A 16,722-nucleotide genomic window follows, 5' to 3' on the forward strand; every position below is an offset into this window, starting at 1 on the left:
CGTCGGAGGGGTGCCCACGCGGCGCTTTTTTAAACATGCAGTTGTCTAGACAAGATGAGCCGGTGTACCGCGAACTCGCGGATATCCTGCGCCGTGAACTGAGCAGCTACCAGGCCGGCGACTTCCTGCCCGGCGAGGTGCACATGGCCGAGCGCTTTGGCGTCAACCGCCACACCCTGCGCCGGGCCATCGACGAGCTGGTGTTCGAAGGCAGCCTGTTACGCCGCCAGGGCAAGGGCACCCAGGTGCTCGACCGCCCGCTCATCTACCCGATGGGCGCCGAGACCTCCTATAGCCAATCGTTGTCGGCCCAGGGCGTAGGGGTGGAAGCGCTGTTGCTCAAGCGCCGCTACTGCTACGCCAGCCGTGAAGAGGCGCAGCACTTAGGCATCGCCGAGATGGCGCCAATGATCGAACTGCAAACCCTGCGCAAGCTCGACCACCAGCCCGTCAGCCTGATCCGCCATCGCTACTGCGCCAGCCGCGCGCCGTTGCTGGCCGACTACACCGGCGGGTCCTTGCGCCACTACCTGCGCGAGCGTGACCTGCCGCTGACCCGCACCCACAGCCTGATCGGTGCGCGTTTGCCCAACCGTGACGAAGCCGCGCTGCTGATGATGCCCCGGCACTTGCCGGCGCTCACCGTATTCACCCTTTCCCGCGATCGCGATGGCCACCCGGTGGAGCTGGCGCAGTCCACCAGCCGTTCGGATCGCTTCCAGTACCAGGTGATGACTTGATGGAGCCTTTGATGAGCCTGTCCCCGCGTCAACACTGGATCGGCGTGCTTGCTCGCGCCCAGCTCAGTGAACTGCAGCCCCACGAAGCCGCGTTGAAGGACGCCGAATACCAACTGATCCGCGCCCCGGAAATCGGCATGACCCTGGTGCGCGGCCGCATGGGCGGCAATGGCGCGCCGTTCAACGTCGGCGAAATGAGCGTGACCCGCTGTGTGGTGCGCCTGGCCGATGGCCGCACCGGCTACAGCTACCTGGCCGGGCGCGACAAGGTCCATGCCGAGTTGGCCGCCTTGGCCGATGCCCATCTGCAAGGCTCGCAGCCGAGCCGCTGGCTCAGCGATTTGATCACCGCGCTGGCCAATGCCCAGGCCGCCCGCCGTGCACAAAAAGAAGCCGATACCGCCGCCACCAAGGTCGAGTTCTTCACGCTCGTACGAGGAGAAAACTGATGAGTGCGCCACTGTTGCAGCCGGCGTTTGTTGACCCGGTCCTTGATGCCCAGCGCGGTTTTCGTGCCGCCCTCAAGGCCCTCGCCGAGCCCGGTTTGATCCAGCACCTGCCGTGCGCGCCACGCCTCGACGGCCTGGCGCCCGCCACCTACGCCTTGTGCCTGGCGCTACTGGATACCGACACGCCGCTATGGCTGGCGCCGAGCTTCGACACGCCGCTGATCCGCGCCAACCTGGCCTTCCATTGCGGCTGCCCGTTGACGTCGAAGCGCGAAGACGCGGTCTTCGCGCTGCTCGGCGAACAGGACTTGCTCGACCTCAGTGGCTTCGATCACGGCAATGACCGCTACCCCGATCAGTCCTGCACCCTGCTCGTGCAGCTCTCCGACCTGGAAGGCGGTCGCGGCCTGCTCTGGCGCGGCCCCGGCATCAAGGCCCAGCGCCAGGTGCACCTGCCAGTGCCCCAAGGCTTCTGGCACGAACGTCAGCGCCGCGAAGCCTTTCCCCGCGGGCTGGACGTTGTGTTCGCTGCCGGCCACCACTTGATCGGCCTGCCACGCAGCAGCCGCATTGCACAGGAGCACGCCTGATGTACGTAGCCGTCAAAGGTGGCGAACAGGCCATCGACAATGCCCACCGCCTGCTGGCGAAAAAACGCCGTGGCGATACCGCGATTCCGGAACTGAGCGTGACGCAAATCCGCGAACAACTGCCGTTGGCCGTGGCACGGGTGATGACGGAAGGTTCGCTGTTCGACGAAGAACTCGCCGCGCTGGCGATCAAGCAAGCGGCGGGGGATCTGGTGGAAGCGATCTTCCTGCTGCGCGCCTACCGCACCACGCTGCCGCGCTTCAGCCCGAGCCTGCCGATCGACACCGCGCACATGTCGCTGAGCCGGCGTTTGTCGGCCACGTTCAAGGACGTGCCGGGCGGTCAATTGCTCGGCCCGACCTTCGATTACACCCATCGCCTGCTGGATTTTACGCTGCTGGCCGAAGGTGAATATCCAGGGCCGCAGACCACGCCGGAGGCGACGTTGGAAGCCTGCCCGCGCGTCCTCGGCCTGCTCGCCAAAGAAGGCCTGATCAAGCCCGAAGTCGACGACAACGCCACGGTCGCCGACATCACTCGCGACCCGCTGGAATACCCCGCCAGCCGTGCCGAACGCCTGCAGGCCCTGGCCCGTGGCGATGAAGGCTTCCTGTTGGCGCTGGGCTACTCGACCCAACGTGGCTACGGCCGCAATCACCCGTTTGCCGGTGAGATTCGCATCGGTGATGTGGACGTGTGGATCGATCCGCAAGAGCTGGGCTTCCCCATTTGCCTGGGCAGCATCGAAGTGACCGAGTGCGAGATGGTCAACCAGTTCGTTGGCTCGGCCACTGAGCTGGCGCAGTTCACGCGCGGGTATGGCCTGGCGTTCGGGCATGCCGAGCGCAAGGCCATGGGGATGGCGTTGGTCGACCGCTCGTTGCGCGCCGGGGAATACAACGAAGAGATCGTCTCACCGGCCCAGCGCGAGGAGTTCGTGCTGGCGCACTGCGACAACGTCGAGGCCGCCGGTTTTGTCTCGCACCTCAAACTACCGCACTACGTGGACTTCCAGTCCGAGCTGGAGCTGATCCGCAAACTGCGCCAACCCGCCGAGGGCTCCCGCCATGAATGACACGGCCTACAACTTCGCCTACCTCGACGAACAGACCAAACGCATGATCCGCCGCGCGTTGCTCAAGGCCGTGGCGATCCCCGGTTACCAGGTACCGTTCGGTGGCCGCGAAATGCCATTGCCGTATGGCTGGGGCACGGGCGGCATGCAACTGACCGCCGCGATCCTCGGCGCGGATGACGTGCTCAAGGTCATCGACCAGGGCGCCGATGACACCACCAACGCCGTGTCGATCCGCCGCTTTTTCGCGCGCACTGCGGGCATTGCCACCACCGAAGCCACGCCGGACGCCACGCTGATCCAGACCCGCCACCGCATCCCGGAAACACCGTTGCAGGCTGGGCAAATCATGGTTTACCAAGTGCCGATCCCCGAGCCGCTGCGCTTCATCGAACCGTCGGAAACCGAGACCCGCACCATGCACGCCCTTAACGACTACGGGGTGATGCACGTAAAGCTCTACGAAGACATCGCCACCTTCGGCCATATCGCCACCAGCTACGCCTATCCAGTGATGGTCGACGAGCGCTACGTGATGGACCCGTCGCCGATCCCCAAATTCGACAATCCGAAACTCGACATGAGCCCGGCGCTGATGCTGTTCGGCGCCGGTCGCGAAAAGCGCCTGTACGCGGTGCCGCCGTATACGCAGGTCACCAGCCTCGACTTTGAAGACCACCCGTTCGCCGTGCAGCAGTGGGAGCACGACTGCGCGATTTGCGGCAGCCATGAGTCGTTCCTCGATGAGCTGATTCTGGATGACGCCGGGACCCAGCGTTTCGTGTGCTCCGACACCTGGTATTGCGCCCAACGGGTTCTGGAGAACAACCAATGAGCCAGGTTCTTTTGAAGCAAAAAGCCGGCGCACCGCTACTGCAAGTGCGCGACCTGTCCCTGCTGTACGGCCCGGAGAAGGGCTGCCAGGACGTCAGCTTCGATCTGTACCCCGGCGAAGTGCTGGGCATCGTCGGCGAGTCCGGCTCGGGTAAGTCCACCTTGCTCTCGTTGTTGAGCGGGCGTCTGCCACCGCAAGCGGGCAGCATCGGCTATCGCAGCAAGGACGGCGAATGGCTGGACCTCTACAGCGCCAGCGAAGCCGAGCGCCGCACCTTGCTGCGGACCGAATGGGGCTTCGTCGAGCAGAACCCTCGCGACGGCCTGCGCATGGGCGTGTCGGCGGGCGCCAATATCGGTGAGCGTCTGATGGCCCAAGGCGTGCGCAACTATGAGCAACTGCGCGGCGCCGGGTTGGACTGGTTGAGCCAGGTGGAAATCGACCCCCAGCGTATCGACGACTTGCCGCGCACCTTCTCCGGCGGCATGCAGCAGCGCCTGCAAATCGCCCGCAACCTGGTCTCCAGCCCACGCCTGGTGTTTATGGATGAGCCCACCGGCGGCCTGGATGTGTCGGTGCAAGCGCGCCTGCTCGACCTGTTGCGCGGCCTGGTGCGTGAGCTGGACCTGGCGGTGGTGATCGTCACCCACGACCTGGCCGTGGCGCGGCTGCTGGCCGACCGCCTGATGGTAATGCGCCGCTCGCGGGTGGTGGAAACCGGGCTCACCGACCAGATCCTCGACGATCCACAGCACCCTTACTCTCAACTGCTGGTGTCTTCGGTATTGCAGCCATGACAAATGCCTTGATCGAGGTCCTTGACCTCTCGAAAACCTTCACCCTGCACCAGCAGAACGGCGTGGTGCTCAACGTGTTGCGCGGCGTGGAATTCAGCGTGCAGGGCGGTGAGTGCCTGGTGCTGCATGGCGAGTCCGGTGCCGGTAAAAGCACCTTGCTACGCACCTTGTACGGCAATTATCTAGCGGCGGGCGGCAGCATCCGCGTGCGCCACGCTGGCGAATGGCTGGAACTGGTCGGCGCCGAGCCGCGTGACATTCTCCAGGTGCGTCAACAGACCCTTGGCTATGTCAGCCAATTCCTACGGGTGATCCCGCGTGTGGCTTGCCTGGATGTGGTGATGGAGCCGGCCCTGGCGCGTGGCTGGTCCAAGGCGAATGCGCAGTCCCGCGCCGAGCACCTGCTGACCCGCCTGAACATCCCGCAGCGTCTGTGGCAGCTGGCACCCGGTACGTTCTCCGGTGGCGAGCAACAGCGCGTCAACATCGCCCGCGGTTTCATGGTGGCCTGGCCGGTGATGCTGCTGGACGAACCCACCGCGTCTTTGGACGACAACAACCGCCAGGTGGTGTTGGAACTGATGAACGAAGCCAAGGCTGAGGGCGCCGCGCTGATCGGCATCTTCCACGACCGTGCTGCCCGTGAAGCGGTCGCCGACCGCCATTTCGACATGACCCCCACGTCCGTCGCCACAGAGGAATACGCTCATGCCCGCTGAACAGATCCTCAGTAATGCCCAGATTGTCACGGCTGATCGCATGTTCCTGGGCTCGGTGGTGCTGCGCGACGGCACTATCGTCGACCTCGCCGAGGGCCGCAGCCAGCTGTCCCAGGCCCAGGACCTCGGCGGTGATTACCTGTTGCCGGGCCTGGTGGAGTTGCACACCGACAACCTGGAAAAACACATGACCCCGCGCCCCGGCGTGGACTGGCCGTCGACCTCCGCTGTGCTCAGCCATGATGCGCAGATCATCGCGGCGGGCATCACCACGGTGTTCGACGCGGTGTCCATCGGCGACGTGAACCCCAAGGGCAACCGCATGAAAAAGCTGCCGGCGATGCTCGAGGCCATTGCCCAGGCGGAAGGCGCCGGCCTGACCCGCGCCGAGCACCACCTGCACCTGCGCTGCGAGCTGTGCCACCCGGATACCCTCAGCGTGTTCCGCGACCTGGTGGAAAACCCGTTGGTGCGGCTGGTGTCGGTGATGGACCATTCGCCGGGCCAGCGCCAGTTCGTGCTCGAATCCAAATACCGTGAGTACTACATGGGCAAGTACCACCTGAACGACGAGACCATGGACGCGTTCATCGTGCTGCAAAAAGCCAACTCCCTGGCCTACAGCGACCGCTATCGCGCGGCCATCGTCGAGCATTGCCTGGCGCGTGGCCTGTCGGTGGCCAGCCACGACGACGCGACACTGGCCCACGTGGAAGAGTCGGCGCGCTACGGCATGACCATCGCCGAATTCCCCACCACCCTGGAAGCCGCGAAGGGCTGCCAGGCGCTGAACATGAAAGTCTTGATGGGCGCGCCGAACGTGGTGCGCGGTGGGTCGCACTCGGGTAATGTGGCCGCGGCGGGCCTGGCGGCCGAGGGGTTGCTGGATATACTTTCCAGTGACTACTACCCGGCGAGCCTGTTGCAGGCTGCGTTTGTGCTGGCCGACCAGCAGGACGGCGGCGACCTGTCGCGGGCGGTCAAGATGATCAGCCTGGCGCCCGCGCAAGCGGCAGGCCTGAAGGATCGCGGTGAAATTGCCATTGGCCTGCGCGCCGACCTGGTCCAAGCCCGCAGCCGCCAAGGGCTTCCTGTAGTGCAACAAGTATGGCGACAAGCGAAGAGGGTGTTTTGATGGCAGGCAGGTTGATCTATCTCATCGGGCCCTCCGGCTCGGGCAAGGACAGCCTGCTGGATGCCGCACGCCCCCGTTTGGCCGAGCGCGGTTGCCGCATCGTGCGCCGCGTTATCACCCGCTCGGCGGAAGCGGTGGGTGAAGCGGCGCAGGGGGTGAGCCCGGAGCAGTTTGCCACGATGCAGGCCGAGGGCGCGTTTGCCCTCAGCTGGCAGGCGAATGGCTTGTCCTACGGCATTCCCAGGGAAATCGACGACTGGCTGGCGGCGGGTGACGACGTGCTGGTCAACGGCTCCCGCGCGCACCTGGCGCAGACGCGCGAACGTTACCCGACGTTGCTGGTGTTGCTGCTGACGGTTGACCAGGCCGTGTTACGCCAACGCTTGATCGCACGAGGCCGTGAGGCGTTGGCCGACATTGAAGCGCGCCTGGCGCGCAATGCGCGCTTCACGGCCGACTTGATCGCCGGTCATGGCGCGGGGTTGTTTGTCCTGGACAATTCCGGGCCGCTGGCACATACCGTCGAACGCCTGCTGTGCTGCCTGGACCACGGGCACTCGGCATGCGCCTGACCTTGCTTGGCACCGGTGACGCGCGGCAAGTCCCGGTGTATGGCTGCGAGTGCCCCGCGTGCGGTTTGGCGCGCAGCGATGCCAGCCTGCGCCGCCGACCTTGCAGTGCGCTGGTCGAATGCGGCGACCAGCGCTGGCTGATCGACAGCGGCTTGCCCGACCTCACCGAACGCTTCCCGCCGCGCAGTTTCAACGGGATTCTGCAAACCCACTACCACGCCGATCATGCCCAGGGCCTGCTGCACCTGCGCTGGGGCCATGGGCTGGTGATCCCGGTGCACGGGCCTGCGGATCCGGAGGGTTTATCCGACCTCTACAAGCATCCGGGTATCCTGGATTTCAGCCAGCCATTCAGCGAATTCGAAACCCGGCAGTTTGGCCCACTCAGCGTCACCGCGTTGCCGTTGCAGCATTCCAAGCCGACCCTGGGTTACCTGCTGGAAGGCGAGGGGCGGCGCATCGCCTACCTCACCGACACCGTCGGCCTGCCACCGGCGACCCAGGCCTGGCTGCAACGTGAACCGCTGGACGTGCTGGTACTGGATTGCTCCATGCCGCCGCAACCGCAGGCACCGCGCAATCACAATGACCTGACGCTGGCGTTGCAGAGCATCGAGGACACAGGGGCTCAGTTGGGTGTGTTGACCCATGTGGGGCATACGCTGGATGCGTGGTTGCTGGAGCACCGCCGGGAGTTGCCGCGGCATGTTTCCATTGCTTGGGATGGCCGAGCTATCTAAGCATCGTCATTTCTATTCAAGGCTGAAAGCTTATAAGCGGGCTTTGTTTAATAAGCAGTCGAAAGTGTTTCGGCGTGCTGAAGGGTTCAGTTCCTTGTAGACGTTAAGTTGTGTTTTTCCTAATGTTTTTTGTAGTCGGAACATCGGGTTGAACTCGATTGTTTTATTTTATGTGTTTTGATTTTGTAAAAATAAAATCATTTTGTTGGCGGAATTTTACTTCTGATTCTAATTATTTTTTTGGGTTTTTAATTGTGTGGGAAGCTGCGTGCGGCTGGCGGTTGCAAAGGGGCCGCTAGTTGCTGATTGTATGAGTGATCAGCCCATGGAAATTAAAGTAAGGTTGATTTATGAAGCTTTCTACGTCGTCATCGTTTTCTTGTTATATAGATACTGGTTTGCCGCCTGTGCCTACTTATAAATCGGGACGTTCGACTCCTTTCGGTGGTTCCAAGAAGCCATCGTTTACGACGGATCAGGCCGCAAAAAATCTCACTCGGAGTGGGCATAAGTTTCACGATAAAAATAACGATCGAGAAACAGTGATTGCTTACCGTTTTGAGGGAGGAATGACACCGGCCCAAAAGGAGCGGGCCAAGTTGGCGTTGCAGTCTTGGAGCGATCTTGCCAATGTAAAGTTTCAGGAAAGTGCGCAAAACGCAGATGGGTCAATAACCATAAGAGGCAATCCTGGTGGCAGCGGAGGCGTAGCAAGTGTGCCGGATAAAAGCTTCAGCGCCGTGTCGGCAACCATTGGTACTAAGGGCGCGGAGAGTAATCCAAAGCTGGGCAGTTTTTTTCCACTTGTCACTGTGCATGAATTGGGCCATGCCATAGGCCTTCTACACCCCGGAAAATACAACGGTGGTGGCGGTTATGAACGCGACGCGGAATACGCCGAAGATACACATGCCCGCAGCGTGATGAGTTACTTTTCCGAGCGTAATCAGGCAGGTCATGATTTTAATGGCCTGATGCCTGCCGCGCCGATGATGGATGACGTTGCGGCGATTCAGCGCTTGTACGGCGCTAATACCAAAACCCGAAATACCGATACGACGTATGGCTTCAACTCCAATACCGGGCGTGATTTTTACAGCCTGAAAAATGCCAGCGACAAACCGATCTTCTGTGTGTGGGACGGCGGGGGGGAGGACACCCTGGATTTTTCCGGTTTTACCCAGAAACAGGTCATCAACCTTAATGCCGAAGCGTTCTCCGATGTAGGAGGGCTCAGGGGTAATGTCTCGATTGCCAAGGGCGTAACTGTCGAGAATGCCATCGGTGGCAAGGGCAATGACACCTTGACCGGCAATCACGCGAACAATCGCCTGAAGGGCGGCGGCGGTGAGGACACGCTGGTGGGCGGAGGAGGCGCCGATACGTTCGTCTACGACGATGTGAGCGACTCCACGCCCGAGGCACCGGACACGCTAGCGGACTTTACCTCTGGCGTTGACAGGATCGATGTTTCCGGCCTGCTTAAAACCGCCGGTATCAAAGGGCTCAACTTCGGCGGCCTGACCGGACAACCGGGTGATGCAGTGCTGACGTTCGACCACAAAAGCGGGATGGGGAGTCTTGCTGTCGACCTGTCGGGCAATGGCAAGGCGGATCTCCTGATAAACAGCAAAGGTGAGATCAAAGCCGGTGATGTAGTGGGCGGCGGCGGCAAACCGGATGAGCCAAAGCCCGACCCTGAGCCCAACCCCAACCCTAAGCCCAACCCTAAGCCCAACCCTAAGCCTGGCAACTTGGACACCACTTATGGTTTCAACTCCACCAGTGGGCAGCCTGACTCCAGCCTTACATCGCCTTCAGATAAGCCTCGGTTCAAGGTAACGGACGAGGGCGGCATCGATACGCTGGATTTTTCGGGGTTCTCGCAGAATCAGATCATTGACCTGCATGCCGGATCGTCATCTGACGTGGGAGGGATGAATGGCAATGTATCGATCGACGCTTCGACCACTGTTGAAAATGCTATCGGCGGCACAGGCAACGACCTGCTGATCGGTAACCACGTCAGTAATCGTTTGCAGGGCGGCGGTGGCGCTGACAAGTTGTGGGGGGGCGGTGGAGCGGACATCTTCGTATACGACAAGATCAGCGATTCCACGCCTGATCGTCCCGACCTGCTGATGGATTTCTCATCGGGCGAGGACAAGATAGACGTGACCCGGCTGATGTGCGAGGCAGGGATCAAAAAACTGGACTTCGTTGATAGGTTATCGGGGAAAGCAGGCGAAGCGGTCTTGAGCTTTGAAAGCAAAACCGGCATGGGTAGCCTCGGTATCGACCTGACGGGGGATGGCAAGGTTGATCTGTTGGTGAAAACGTTGAGCGAAATCAAGCCGAGTGATGTGGTGGGGCATGAAGACCGAGGCACTGATCCGGCACCGGCACCGGCACCGGCACCGGAGCCAGATCCAGCGCCGACTCCGAAGCCAGATCCGAAGCCAGATCCAGCGCCGACTCCGAAGCCAGACCCGGAGCCAGATCCAGCGCCGACTCCGAAGCCAGACCCGGAGCCAGATCCAGCGCCGACTCCGAAGCCAGATCCGAAGCCGGATCCAGCGCCGACTCCGAAGCCAAAACCCGATCCGGAAACAACTGAAGACACCGTCTACGGCTTCAATTCCAACACGGGCAAGCCGCACATGACGCTTACGTCGGCCAACGATGAGCCAGAATTCGTCGTGCACGATAAAGCTGGCAACGACACCGTCGATTTTTCCGGCTTCAGCCAGGACCAGACCATCAGCCTGCGCGGCGGCACACACTCAAGTGTGGGGGGAATGAAGGACAACGTCTTCATCACGCGCAAAACGGTGGTTGAAAATGCAATCGGCGGTAGTGGTAATGACCGGATTATCGGTAACCGCGCCGACAACATCCTGACGGGTGGCGCCGGAGCTGATCGCCTGTTGGGCGGCGGCGGCTGGAACACTTTCAAGTACAATGCCGCGTCCGATTCGACCCGCGACAGTGCGGACCTGCTATTGGACTTCACCACGGGTATGGACAAGATTGATCTGTCGGCCATGAGCCAGAACGCAGGGGTCACATTGAACCATGTTGAAAAATTCACCTGTAAGGCCGGCGATACCATGATCACGTTTAACCCTAGCACTGCTCGTTACTTGTTAGCGGTCGATATGACCGGGGATGGCAAAGCCGACTTCCTGGTCAAGAGCACGCGCTTGATCAGTCCGGAAGATGTGGTGGGGCTGAAAATGAATGATGAACACGATCTGCTGCGTTTTGAGGGGCTGAGAAAATCCTGATGTCCAATCGAAGCCAGCCGCTTTAAACCAAGGGGCTGGTTTTTGTGATCTCGGGCTTTTTACTGGAACGTCATTCACCGGCCAGCTGGCTCGGTTTCACGGTACGGTTCTAAACCAGTAACCCTTCCACATATTCCACAAACGCCCGTGCCTTGGCACTCGCCATTCTGCCCGTGGCGTACACGGCCCATAAATCCCGCGCGGGTAACTTCCAATCGGCCAGCACGGTCTTCACTTCGCCACTGGCCAGCTCCGGCGCGAACATCCAGGTAGACGACAACGTCAGCCCCAAATGGCTCAACACCGCCGCACGTACACCCTCAGCCGCGGTGACGCGCACGCGCCCATGGGCGACGATGGGGTATTCCTGGTCGCCTTGGGTAAAGCGCCAGTGCGAGCCTTCGCCACGGGTGTAGATGATGGCTTGGTGTTGCAGCACATCCGCCGGGGTGGCGGGCTCGCCGAAGCGTTCGAAGTAGGCCGGGGTGCCCAGGATGACGCAGGGCGATTCACCGATCTTGCGCGCCGTTAGGCTTGAGTCATTCAGGTTGCCCATGCGCAGGGCGACGTCGATGCCTTCTTCGACCAGGTTGAGGCTACGGTCGTCGAGCACCACGTCCACATTCAACTCGGGGAACTGCGTCAGGAAGGGGCCCAGGTGAGGAATGATGTGCATCCGGGCGAAGGTTACCGGAGCGCTGATGCGCAAGGTGCCGGTGAGCCCCGCCCCCGCGCCGCGTGCAGCGTCGTCAGCGGCGTTGGCTTCATCAATGGCGCGCTTGGCCTTCTCGAAAAACACCAGGCCTGCTTCGGTGGGCGTCAGGCCCCGCGTGGAGCGCAGCACCAACCGCACGGCCAGGCGCGTTTCCAATTGCGCAATGCTTTTGGAGACGGCGGGCTGACCGATGCCCAGGCGTTTGGCGGCAGCGGAGAAGGAACCGGTTTCGATCACGTGGACGAAGGTTTCCATAGCGGTGAGACGGTCCATCGGCTGTTCCTGCTTGGCGTGGCGGCGCTCAAGCCTAAGGCGATGGACGACGGCTGTCATGCGTTTCCCGCCCTGAGCAGGCGGGTTTTCAATATTCAGTAAAACAGCCGTCAGTCAGGGATGGGTATTTTGTGCTTGAGTAAAGATAACTCTAGGGTTACTTTTATTCAGGCCAAGCCAAGGAGGCTGGGGTGCAAAGCAGGTTATTGATCAAGGAACTGCAAGAGGCAGGTTGGGTATTGGATCGGGTCACCGGCAGTCATCATATTTTTACCCATCGCTATAACCCGTACACCCTTCCGGTGCCGCATCCCAAGAAGGACCTGCCGCTGGGCACCGTCAGAAGCATCAGGAAACGCGCCGGTTTGTTTCAGTTTTAAGGAGAGCATTCATGCAATACCCAATCTGTATCGAATGGGGCGATGACTTCACCGCCACCGGTATCCAGATCCCCGATATCCCAGGCGCAGTCACCGCCGGGGACAGTTTTGAAGAGGCCTACAACGCCGCCGTGGAAGTCGCACACATCATGCTGCAAGAGATCGCCGCAGAGGGCGGGGTGATTCCGATGCCAACGTCGGTGGCCCATCATCACGCGAACGAAGACTACGCCGAAATGGGCTGGGGCATGTTGGAGCTGGACGTCACGCCCTACTTGGGCAAGACCGAGAAGGTCAATGTGACCTTGCCCGGTTATGTCATCCAGCGTATCGACCGTTATGTGCGCGAGCACAAGGTCAAAAGCCGTTCTTCATTCCTGGCCGATGCCGCGCTTGAGAAATTGGTGCGGTCTTGAACGGGGCACCGACTGCGGCCACCGGCGCCGTTTTGGATGCCTTGAAGAACGTTGAACAGGTATGTCCTCACCCTTCGGAAAACCGCGTACTTGAACAACACCTGTTTTTTTAGATCTTGTTTTTTTCCTGCGAAAACAACGTGATGCCGTTCAGGTTGTTGTGTTGTCGAGTGTTTAAATTGCAAATGAATGCTTAGTTATATCGCCGCGTATGTCGAACCGCGCAAGTGTTGCGGTTAGAACCACATCTACGTTGGTGTCCAGTTTTTCAGCGTGCGAGCGTATCTCCAGAACGGCGGATCAACGGTCGGTTGGCCGGCGTTCTGGGTTACTCGAACGCCGAATTGGCTTGATTCGGCTCTTTTTATTCACACTGAAGGCGCCGCACAATGAATAACTATGACCTGCGCAGTAGGAGTCCTCTTAATAACCTGCCGGTATCGGACCCCGGCCCGTTTGGTGCGGGGGCTGGAAATAAGCCCGCTTACACAACGGACCAGGCAGCCAAACAACTCTCGCGGGAAAACCTGCGCTTTCATGACCGTAATGATGATTCGACCGTCGATGTGCATTACACGGTAGACAACAGTTTCACTCAACCGCAGCAGCAACGCGTCCGCCAGGCGCTGCAGTCTTGGCAGGATGTCGCCAATATCAACTTTCGCGAGCAGTCAGGCGGCTCGGACGGCACGCTCAACGTGCGCAACAATCCACGCAGTGATCGTGGTGTCGCGACCTCTCCGAACCGTACCACGCCTCACACCACGGCCACGCTTGGCACACAGGGCGGGAACAGCTCAGCGGCATTGGGCAGTCACTTTTCGCTGACTGCCATTCATGAGATAGGCCACGCAATCGGTCTGCATCATCCGGGTGACTACAACGGCGGTAACCCCAATTACCAGACTGGCGCGACCTACGCAGGGGATACGCATGCGCGCACTGTCATGAGTTACTTTTCGGAGAAAAATCAGAAGGGCCATGACTTCAAGAACCAGAGCCCGTCCGCGCCGATGATGGACGATATCGCCGCAGCACAACGCCTGTACGGTGCCAACCATCAAACCCGTAACACCGACACCACCTATGGCTTCAATTCCAATACCGAAAGGGAGGCGTTTAGCCTCAAAAGCGCCACGGACAAACCGGTCTTCTGTGTGTGGGACGGCGGGGGTGTCGACACGATGGATTTCTCCGGGTTTGCCCAGGACCAGAACATCGACCTGAACGCCGAATCGTTTTCCGATGTGGGCGGGTTGAAGGGCAATGTGTCGATTGCCAAGGGTTGCACGATTGAAAACGCAATGGGCGGCGCCGGCCGGGACACGCTCTCGGGGAATGATGCCGCTAATCGGCTCAAGGGCGGTGGAGGGGCTGATACCCTGAGAGGCGGGGGTGGCGCGGATACTTTTGTCTACGACAAGGCCAGTGACTCCACGCCGGACCAGCCTGACATGATCGAGGATTTCACCAGCGGTACCGATAAAATCGACGTGTCGGGTGCGTTGAAGGAAGCGGGTGTCCGTGGCCTGGTATTTACCGATCGGTTCACTGGGCGAGCGGGTGAAGCAGTGCTTAAGCAGGATGCCAGTACGGGCCAGTCAAGCCTGGCCATTGACCTGAAAGGAACCGGCACTGCGCACTTGTTGGTCAAGAGTAAGGGCGAGATCAAGCCGGCCGATGTGCGGTGGGACGGCCAGGCACCGGAGGTCTCACCCTTGCCCAAGCCGGCGCCTGCTCCCACACCGGCGCCTGTCCCGGCGCCTGCCCCCACTCCCGCGCCCTTGCCTGATAACAAGCAGGACAGTACCGCTGGCGTGATCCACATCTTTGTCGTCACATTGCTAGCGATCTTCTCGCAGTTGCTGAGCCTGCTAACGTCGTCGTCCGGCCAGGCATCCGCTGGAAAAAAACAGCCCTGATTCCATCACTCAAGCGGTGGCGGCCGTGCCCTGGCGCGAAGCACTCAGGAACCGCAGCAACGCCGCCAACGGAAATGCACTGCCCACCAGCATCACGCCCAGCCAGCCGCCGTGTTCATACACGCTGCTGGCAATGGCTGAGCCGAAGGCGCCGCCGATGAAGATGCTGGTCATGTACAGCGCATTCAAGCGGCTGCGGCTGTTAGCGTCGAGGGCGTAGATGGCACGCTGGCCGAGCACCATGTTCATCTGCACGCAGAAATCCAGGACCACACCGGTCACCGCCAAGCCGATCACGCTGTACAGCGGGTGCACGAAGGCCGGCAGGAAGCTCAACGCGGCGAACAGCATGGCCAACAGCGAAGCGCGGTGGGTATGACCGGCATCGGCCAGGCGCCCGGCGATAGGCGCGGCGATGGCACCCAGTGCACCGACCAGGGCAAACAGCGCGATCTCGCTTTGGCTCAGGCCGTGATTGCGCGCCAGTTCCAGTGGGGCGGCGGTCCAGAACAGGCTGAAGGTGGCGAACATGCAACCCTGGTAAAACGCGCGTTGGCGCAGTACCGGTTGCTCACGCAGCAAGGTGCCGAGAGAGCGCAGCAGTTGGCCGTAGCTGGCGCTGTGGTCGGGTTGGCGCTTGGGGATGGTGATCAGCAGTACCACGCTGATAAACACCATCAACGCCGCCGCCGCCATGAACATCGCGCGCCAGCCGAAGTGGTCCGCCACTACGCTGGACACCGGCCGAGCCAGCAGGATACCGAGCAACAGGCCGCCCATGATGCTGCCGACCACCCGGCCACGGGACTCGGCGGGCGCCAGGTGCGCGGCCAGTGGAATCAGGATTTGCACCGACACCGAACTGAAACCGATCAACAGCGACACCAGCAGGAACAGGTTCGGCTGCTCGGTGACCGCTGCCCCCAACAGGCTGGCGATAGCGAGTACGGTGGTGGCGATCATCAGCTTGCGGTTTTCCAGCAGATCACCCAACGGCACCAGGAAAAACAGGCCCAGGGCGTAGCCGATTTGCGTCAGCGAGACGATCAGGCTGGCCATGGCGGGCGTGAGGCCGATGTCCGGTGCGATCAGCTCGATGATCGGTTGCGCGTAGTAGATGTTGGCGACGATCGCGCCGCAGCAAAACGCAAACAGCATCACCATGCTCCGGGTCATGGTGGTTGTAGCGTGGGAAGTAGCGTTCATGGTGTTCTCATAAAAGCGAAGGAAAGTGGGGCGAGCCTAAAGACAACACCGTAGCCGGGGTAGGCCGTCGGCAGTGATAACACTCATGCCCGGTAATGATGAGTGAATCGTTAACTTTCTGCGCGGGGCCTGATGATACATTCAGGCACAACTGCCGAAACAGGAAATTGACTGTCATGAAAATCACGTTGAACAAGATGCTCCTGGCTTCCACGCTTGCCGCCGCCATGGCCGTTGGCCTCGCCCAGGCTGCCGATGCCCCACGAGTGGGCGTGCGCGGCGCCATTACGGCGATGGAGGGCGATGCGATGCACGTCAAGGTCAACAGCGGCGAGGACGTCATCGTGCACCTCACCCCGGCCACTCAGGTGCGCGCGGTCACCCTGGCCAAGATCGATGAGATCAAGCCCGGCAGCTACATCGGCTCCGCCGCCATGCCCAATGCCGACGGCAGCCTGACCGCGCTGGAAGTGCACGTGTTCCCCCCGGCCATGGCCGGTACGGGCGACGGGCATCGCGCGTTTGATCTGAAAGAAGGCAGCAGCATGACCAACGGCACCGTCGGCGACCTGGTGGTCAGCAACGGGCGGACGTTGACCGTGAAATACAAAGGCGGCGAACAGAAGATCGTCGTGCCGGAGGATGTGCCGATCGTCAACCTGGAGCCGGGGGATCGCAGTTTGCTCAAGGCGGGCGTGAAGGTGGTGTTGTTTGCGGCGCAGGGGGCGGATGGGACTATCACGGCCCAAGCCATCTCAGCCGGCAAGGACGGCGTGACACCGCCGATGTAACGACCAAACACAAAGCCAAATGTGGGAGGGGGCTTGCCCCCGATAGCAGTGTGTCAGCCAACGGATAAACCAGCTGATA

At 61.1% G+C, this 16,722-nt stretch carries 17 protein-coding genes; 15 read left to right on the forward strand and 2 right to left on the reverse strand.

What is annotated here, in order from left to right:
* Positions 1 to 35: 35 nt before the first annotated feature.
* From phnF to ACI512_RS12970, 11 genes are all read left to right on the forward strand, one after another.
* Positions 36 to 740 carry a phosphonate metabolism transcriptional regulator PhnF gene (gene phnF, locus ACI512_RS12920; protein ID WP_012723052.1) on the forward strand — a complete coding sequence of 235 codons (705 nt, stop codon included), beginning with the start codon at positions 36 to 38 and terminating at the stop codon, positions 738 to 740.
* An 11-nt stretch (positions 741 to 751) separates the two neighbouring features.
* Positions 752 to 1,189, forward strand: a complete 438-nt coding sequence (gene phnG / locus ACI512_RS12925; RefSeq protein WP_231809659.1) for a phosphonate C-P lyase system protein PhnG — start codon at positions 752 to 754, stop codon at positions 1,187 to 1,189.
* Entirely contained in the window at positions 1,189 to 1,779 is a 591-nt protein-coding gene (phnH, locus tag ACI512_RS12930) for a phosphonate C-P lyase system protein PhnH (RefSeq protein ID WP_236379191.1), read from the forward strand. Before phnG ends, phnH begins: the two co-directional genes overlap by 1 nt.
* Positions 1,779 to 2,855, forward strand: a complete 1,077-nt coding sequence (locus tag ACI512_RS12935) for a carbon-phosphorus lyase complex subunit PhnI (RefSeq protein ID WP_236379193.1) — start codon at positions 1,779 to 1,781, stop codon at positions 2,853 to 2,855. The genes phnH and ACI512_RS12935 overlap by 1 nt, the downstream gene beginning before the upstream one ends.
* Complete coding sequence (locus ACI512_RS12940; protein WP_064052905.1) at positions 2,848 to 3,690, forward strand: alpha-D-ribose 1-methylphosphonate 5-phosphate C-P-lyase PhnJ; 843 nt, start codon at positions 2,848 to 2,850, stop codon at positions 3,688 to 3,690. Before ACI512_RS12935 ends, ACI512_RS12940 begins: the two co-directional genes overlap by 8 nt.
* Positions 3,687 to 4,487, forward strand: coding sequence for a phosphonate C-P lyase system protein PhnK (gene phnK, locus ACI512_RS12945; RefSeq protein ID WP_236379194.1), 801 nt, complete (start codon positions 3,687 to 3,689; stop codon positions 4,485 to 4,487). Before ACI512_RS12940 ends, phnK begins: the two co-directional genes overlap by 4 nt.
* Complete coding sequence (gene phnL / locus ACI512_RS12950) at positions 4,484 to 5,206, forward strand: phosphonate C-P lyase system protein PhnL (protein WP_231809655.1); 723 nt, start codon at positions 4,484 to 4,486, stop codon at positions 5,204 to 5,206. Before phnK ends, phnL begins: the two co-directional genes overlap by 4 nt.
* A complete protein-coding gene (locus ACI512_RS12955) occupies positions 5,196 to 6,341 on the forward strand; it encodes an alpha-D-ribose 1-methylphosphonate 5-triphosphate diphosphatase (protein WP_236379196.1) in 1,146 nt (381 codons plus the stop codon). The genes phnL and ACI512_RS12955 overlap by 11 nt, the downstream gene beginning before the upstream one ends.
* On the forward strand, positions 6,341 to 6,913 hold the full coding sequence (gene phnN, locus ACI512_RS12960; RefSeq protein ID WP_012723060.1) for a phosphonate metabolism protein/1,5-bisphosphokinase (PRPP-forming) PhnN: 573 nt from the start codon (positions 6,341 to 6,343) through the stop codon (positions 6,911 to 6,913). Before ACI512_RS12955 ends, phnN begins: the two co-directional genes overlap by 1 nt.
* Positions 6,904 to 7,653, forward strand: a complete 750-nt coding sequence (gene phnP, locus ACI512_RS12965; RefSeq protein WP_236379199.1) for a phosphonate metabolism protein PhnP — start codon at positions 6,904 to 6,906, stop codon at positions 7,651 to 7,653. The genes phnN and phnP overlap by 10 nt, the downstream gene beginning before the upstream one ends.
* A 350-nt stretch (positions 7,654 to 8,003) precedes the next feature.
* Positions 8,004 to 10,940, forward strand: coding sequence for a M10 family metallopeptidase C-terminal domain-containing protein (locus tag ACI512_RS12970; protein WP_236379201.1), 2,937 nt, complete (start codon positions 8,004 to 8,006; stop codon positions 10,938 to 10,940).
* Positions 10,941 to 11,049: 109 nt separating this feature from the next.
* Here ACI512_RS12970 and ACI512_RS12975 read toward each other — a convergent pair whose 3' ends face one another.
* Positions 11,050 to 11,928, reverse strand: coding sequence for a LysR family transcriptional regulator (locus tag ACI512_RS12975; protein ID WP_236379246.1), 879 nt, complete (start codon positions 11,926 to 11,928; stop codon positions 11,050 to 11,052).
* A gap of 191 nt (positions 11,929 to 12,119) precedes the next feature.
* Between ACI512_RS12975 and ACI512_RS12980 the strand changes: the two genes are divergently transcribed.
* From ACI512_RS12980 to ACI512_RS12990, 3 genes are all read left to right on the forward strand, one after another.
* On the forward strand, positions 12,120 to 12,308 hold the full coding sequence (locus tag ACI512_RS12980) for a type II toxin-antitoxin system HicA family toxin (protein WP_064052899.1): 189 nt from the start codon (positions 12,120 to 12,122) through the stop codon (positions 12,306 to 12,308).
* Between the two features lie 11 nt (positions 12,309 to 12,319).
* Positions 12,320 to 12,724 (forward strand): type II toxin-antitoxin system HicB family antitoxin, encoded by a 405-nt coding sequence (locus tag ACI512_RS12985; RefSeq protein WP_064052898.1) that lies wholly within the window; start codon positions 12,320 to 12,322, stop codon positions 12,722 to 12,724.
* A gap of 389 nt (positions 12,725 to 13,113) precedes the next feature.
* Complete coding sequence (locus ACI512_RS12990; RefSeq protein ID WP_236379203.1) at positions 13,114 to 14,646, forward strand: M10 family metallopeptidase C-terminal domain-containing protein; 1,533 nt, start codon at positions 13,114 to 13,116, stop codon at positions 14,644 to 14,646.
* A gap of 9 nt (positions 14,647 to 14,655) precedes the next feature.
* Here the strand turns inward: ACI512_RS12990 and ACI512_RS12995 are convergent, their stop codons facing one another.
* Positions 14,656 to 15,852, reverse strand: a complete 1,197-nt coding sequence (locus ACI512_RS12995; RefSeq protein WP_236379205.1) for an MFS transporter — start codon at positions 15,850 to 15,852, stop codon at positions 14,656 to 14,658.
* A gap of 176 nt (positions 15,853 to 16,028) precedes the next feature.
* On the opposite strand from ACI512_RS12995, the gene ACI512_RS13000 reads away from it, so the two are divergent.
* Positions 16,029 to 16,643: a DUF5666 domain-containing protein gene (locus ACI512_RS13000; RefSeq protein ID WP_012723067.1), complete on the forward strand. Its 615-nt coding sequence runs from the start codon at positions 16,029 to 16,031 to the stop codon at positions 16,641 to 16,643.
* The last annotated feature ends 79 nt before the right edge of the window (positions 16,644 to 16,722 follow it).

The organism is Pseudomonas petroselini, from assembly GCF_045037875.1.
GTDB lineage: Bacteria > Pseudomonadota > Gammaproteobacteria > Pseudomonadales > Pseudomonadaceae > Aquipseudomonas > Aquipseudomonas petroselini.

What these genes read in the sequence shown, in the direction of transcription:
- phnF (WP_012723052.1), top strand. Translation starts at nt 36, where the DNA reads ATGCAGTTGTCTAGACAAGATGAGCCGGTGTACCGCGAACTCGCGGAT.
- phnG (WP_231809659.1), top strand. Translation starts at nt 752, where the DNA reads ATGAGCCTGTCCCCGCGTCAACACTGGATCGGCGTGCTTGCTCGCGCC.
- phnH (WP_236379191.1), top strand. Translation starts at nt 1,189, where the DNA reads ATGAGTGCGCCACTGTTGCAGCCGGCGTTTGTTGACCCGGTCCTTGAT.
- ACI512_RS12935 (WP_236379193.1), top strand. Translation starts at nt 1,779, where the DNA reads ATGTACGTAGCCGTCAAAGGTGGCGAACAGGCCATCGACAATGCCCAC.
- ACI512_RS12940 (WP_064052905.1), top strand. Translation starts at nt 2,848, where the DNA reads ATGAATGACACGGCCTACAACTTCGCCTACCTCGACGAACAGACCAAA.
- phnK (WP_236379194.1), top strand. Translation starts at nt 3,687, where the DNA reads ATGAGCCAGGTTCTTTTGAAGCAAAAAGCCGGCGCACCGCTACTGCAA.
- phnL (WP_231809655.1), top strand. Translation starts at nt 4,484, where the DNA reads ATGACAAATGCCTTGATCGAGGTCCTTGACCTCTCGAAAACCTTCACC.
- ACI512_RS12955 (WP_236379196.1), top strand. Translation starts at nt 5,196, where the DNA reads ATGCCCGCTGAACAGATCCTCAGTAATGCCCAGATTGTCACGGCTGAT.
- phnN (WP_012723060.1), top strand. Translation starts at nt 6,341, where the DNA reads ATGGCAGGCAGGTTGATCTATCTCATCGGGCCCTCCGGCTCGGGCAAG.
- phnP (WP_236379199.1), top strand. Translation starts at nt 6,904, where the DNA reads ATGCGCCTGACCTTGCTTGGCACCGGTGACGCGCGGCAAGTCCCGGTG.
- ACI512_RS12970 (WP_236379201.1), top strand. Translation starts at nt 8,004, where the DNA reads ATGAAGCTTTCTACGTCGTCATCGTTTTCTTGTTATATAGATACTGGT.
- ACI512_RS12975 (WP_236379246.1), bottom strand. Translation starts at nt 11,928, where the DNA reads ATGGACCGTCTCACCGCTATGGAAACCTTCGTCCACGTGATCGAAACC.
- ACI512_RS12985 (WP_064052898.1), top strand. Translation starts at nt 12,320, where the DNA reads ATGCAATACCCAATCTGTATCGAATGGGGCGATGACTTCACCGCCACC.
- ACI512_RS12990 (WP_236379203.1), top strand. Translation starts at nt 13,114, where the DNA reads ATGAATAACTATGACCTGCGCAGTAGGAGTCCTCTTAATAACCTGCCG.
- ACI512_RS12995 (WP_236379205.1), bottom strand. Translation starts at nt 15,852, where the DNA reads ATGAACGCTACTTCCCACGCTACAACCACCATGACCCGGAGCATGGTG.
- ACI512_RS13000 (WP_012723067.1), top strand. Translation starts at nt 16,029, where the DNA reads ATGAAAATCACGTTGAACAAGATGCTCCTGGCTTCCACGCTTGCCGCC.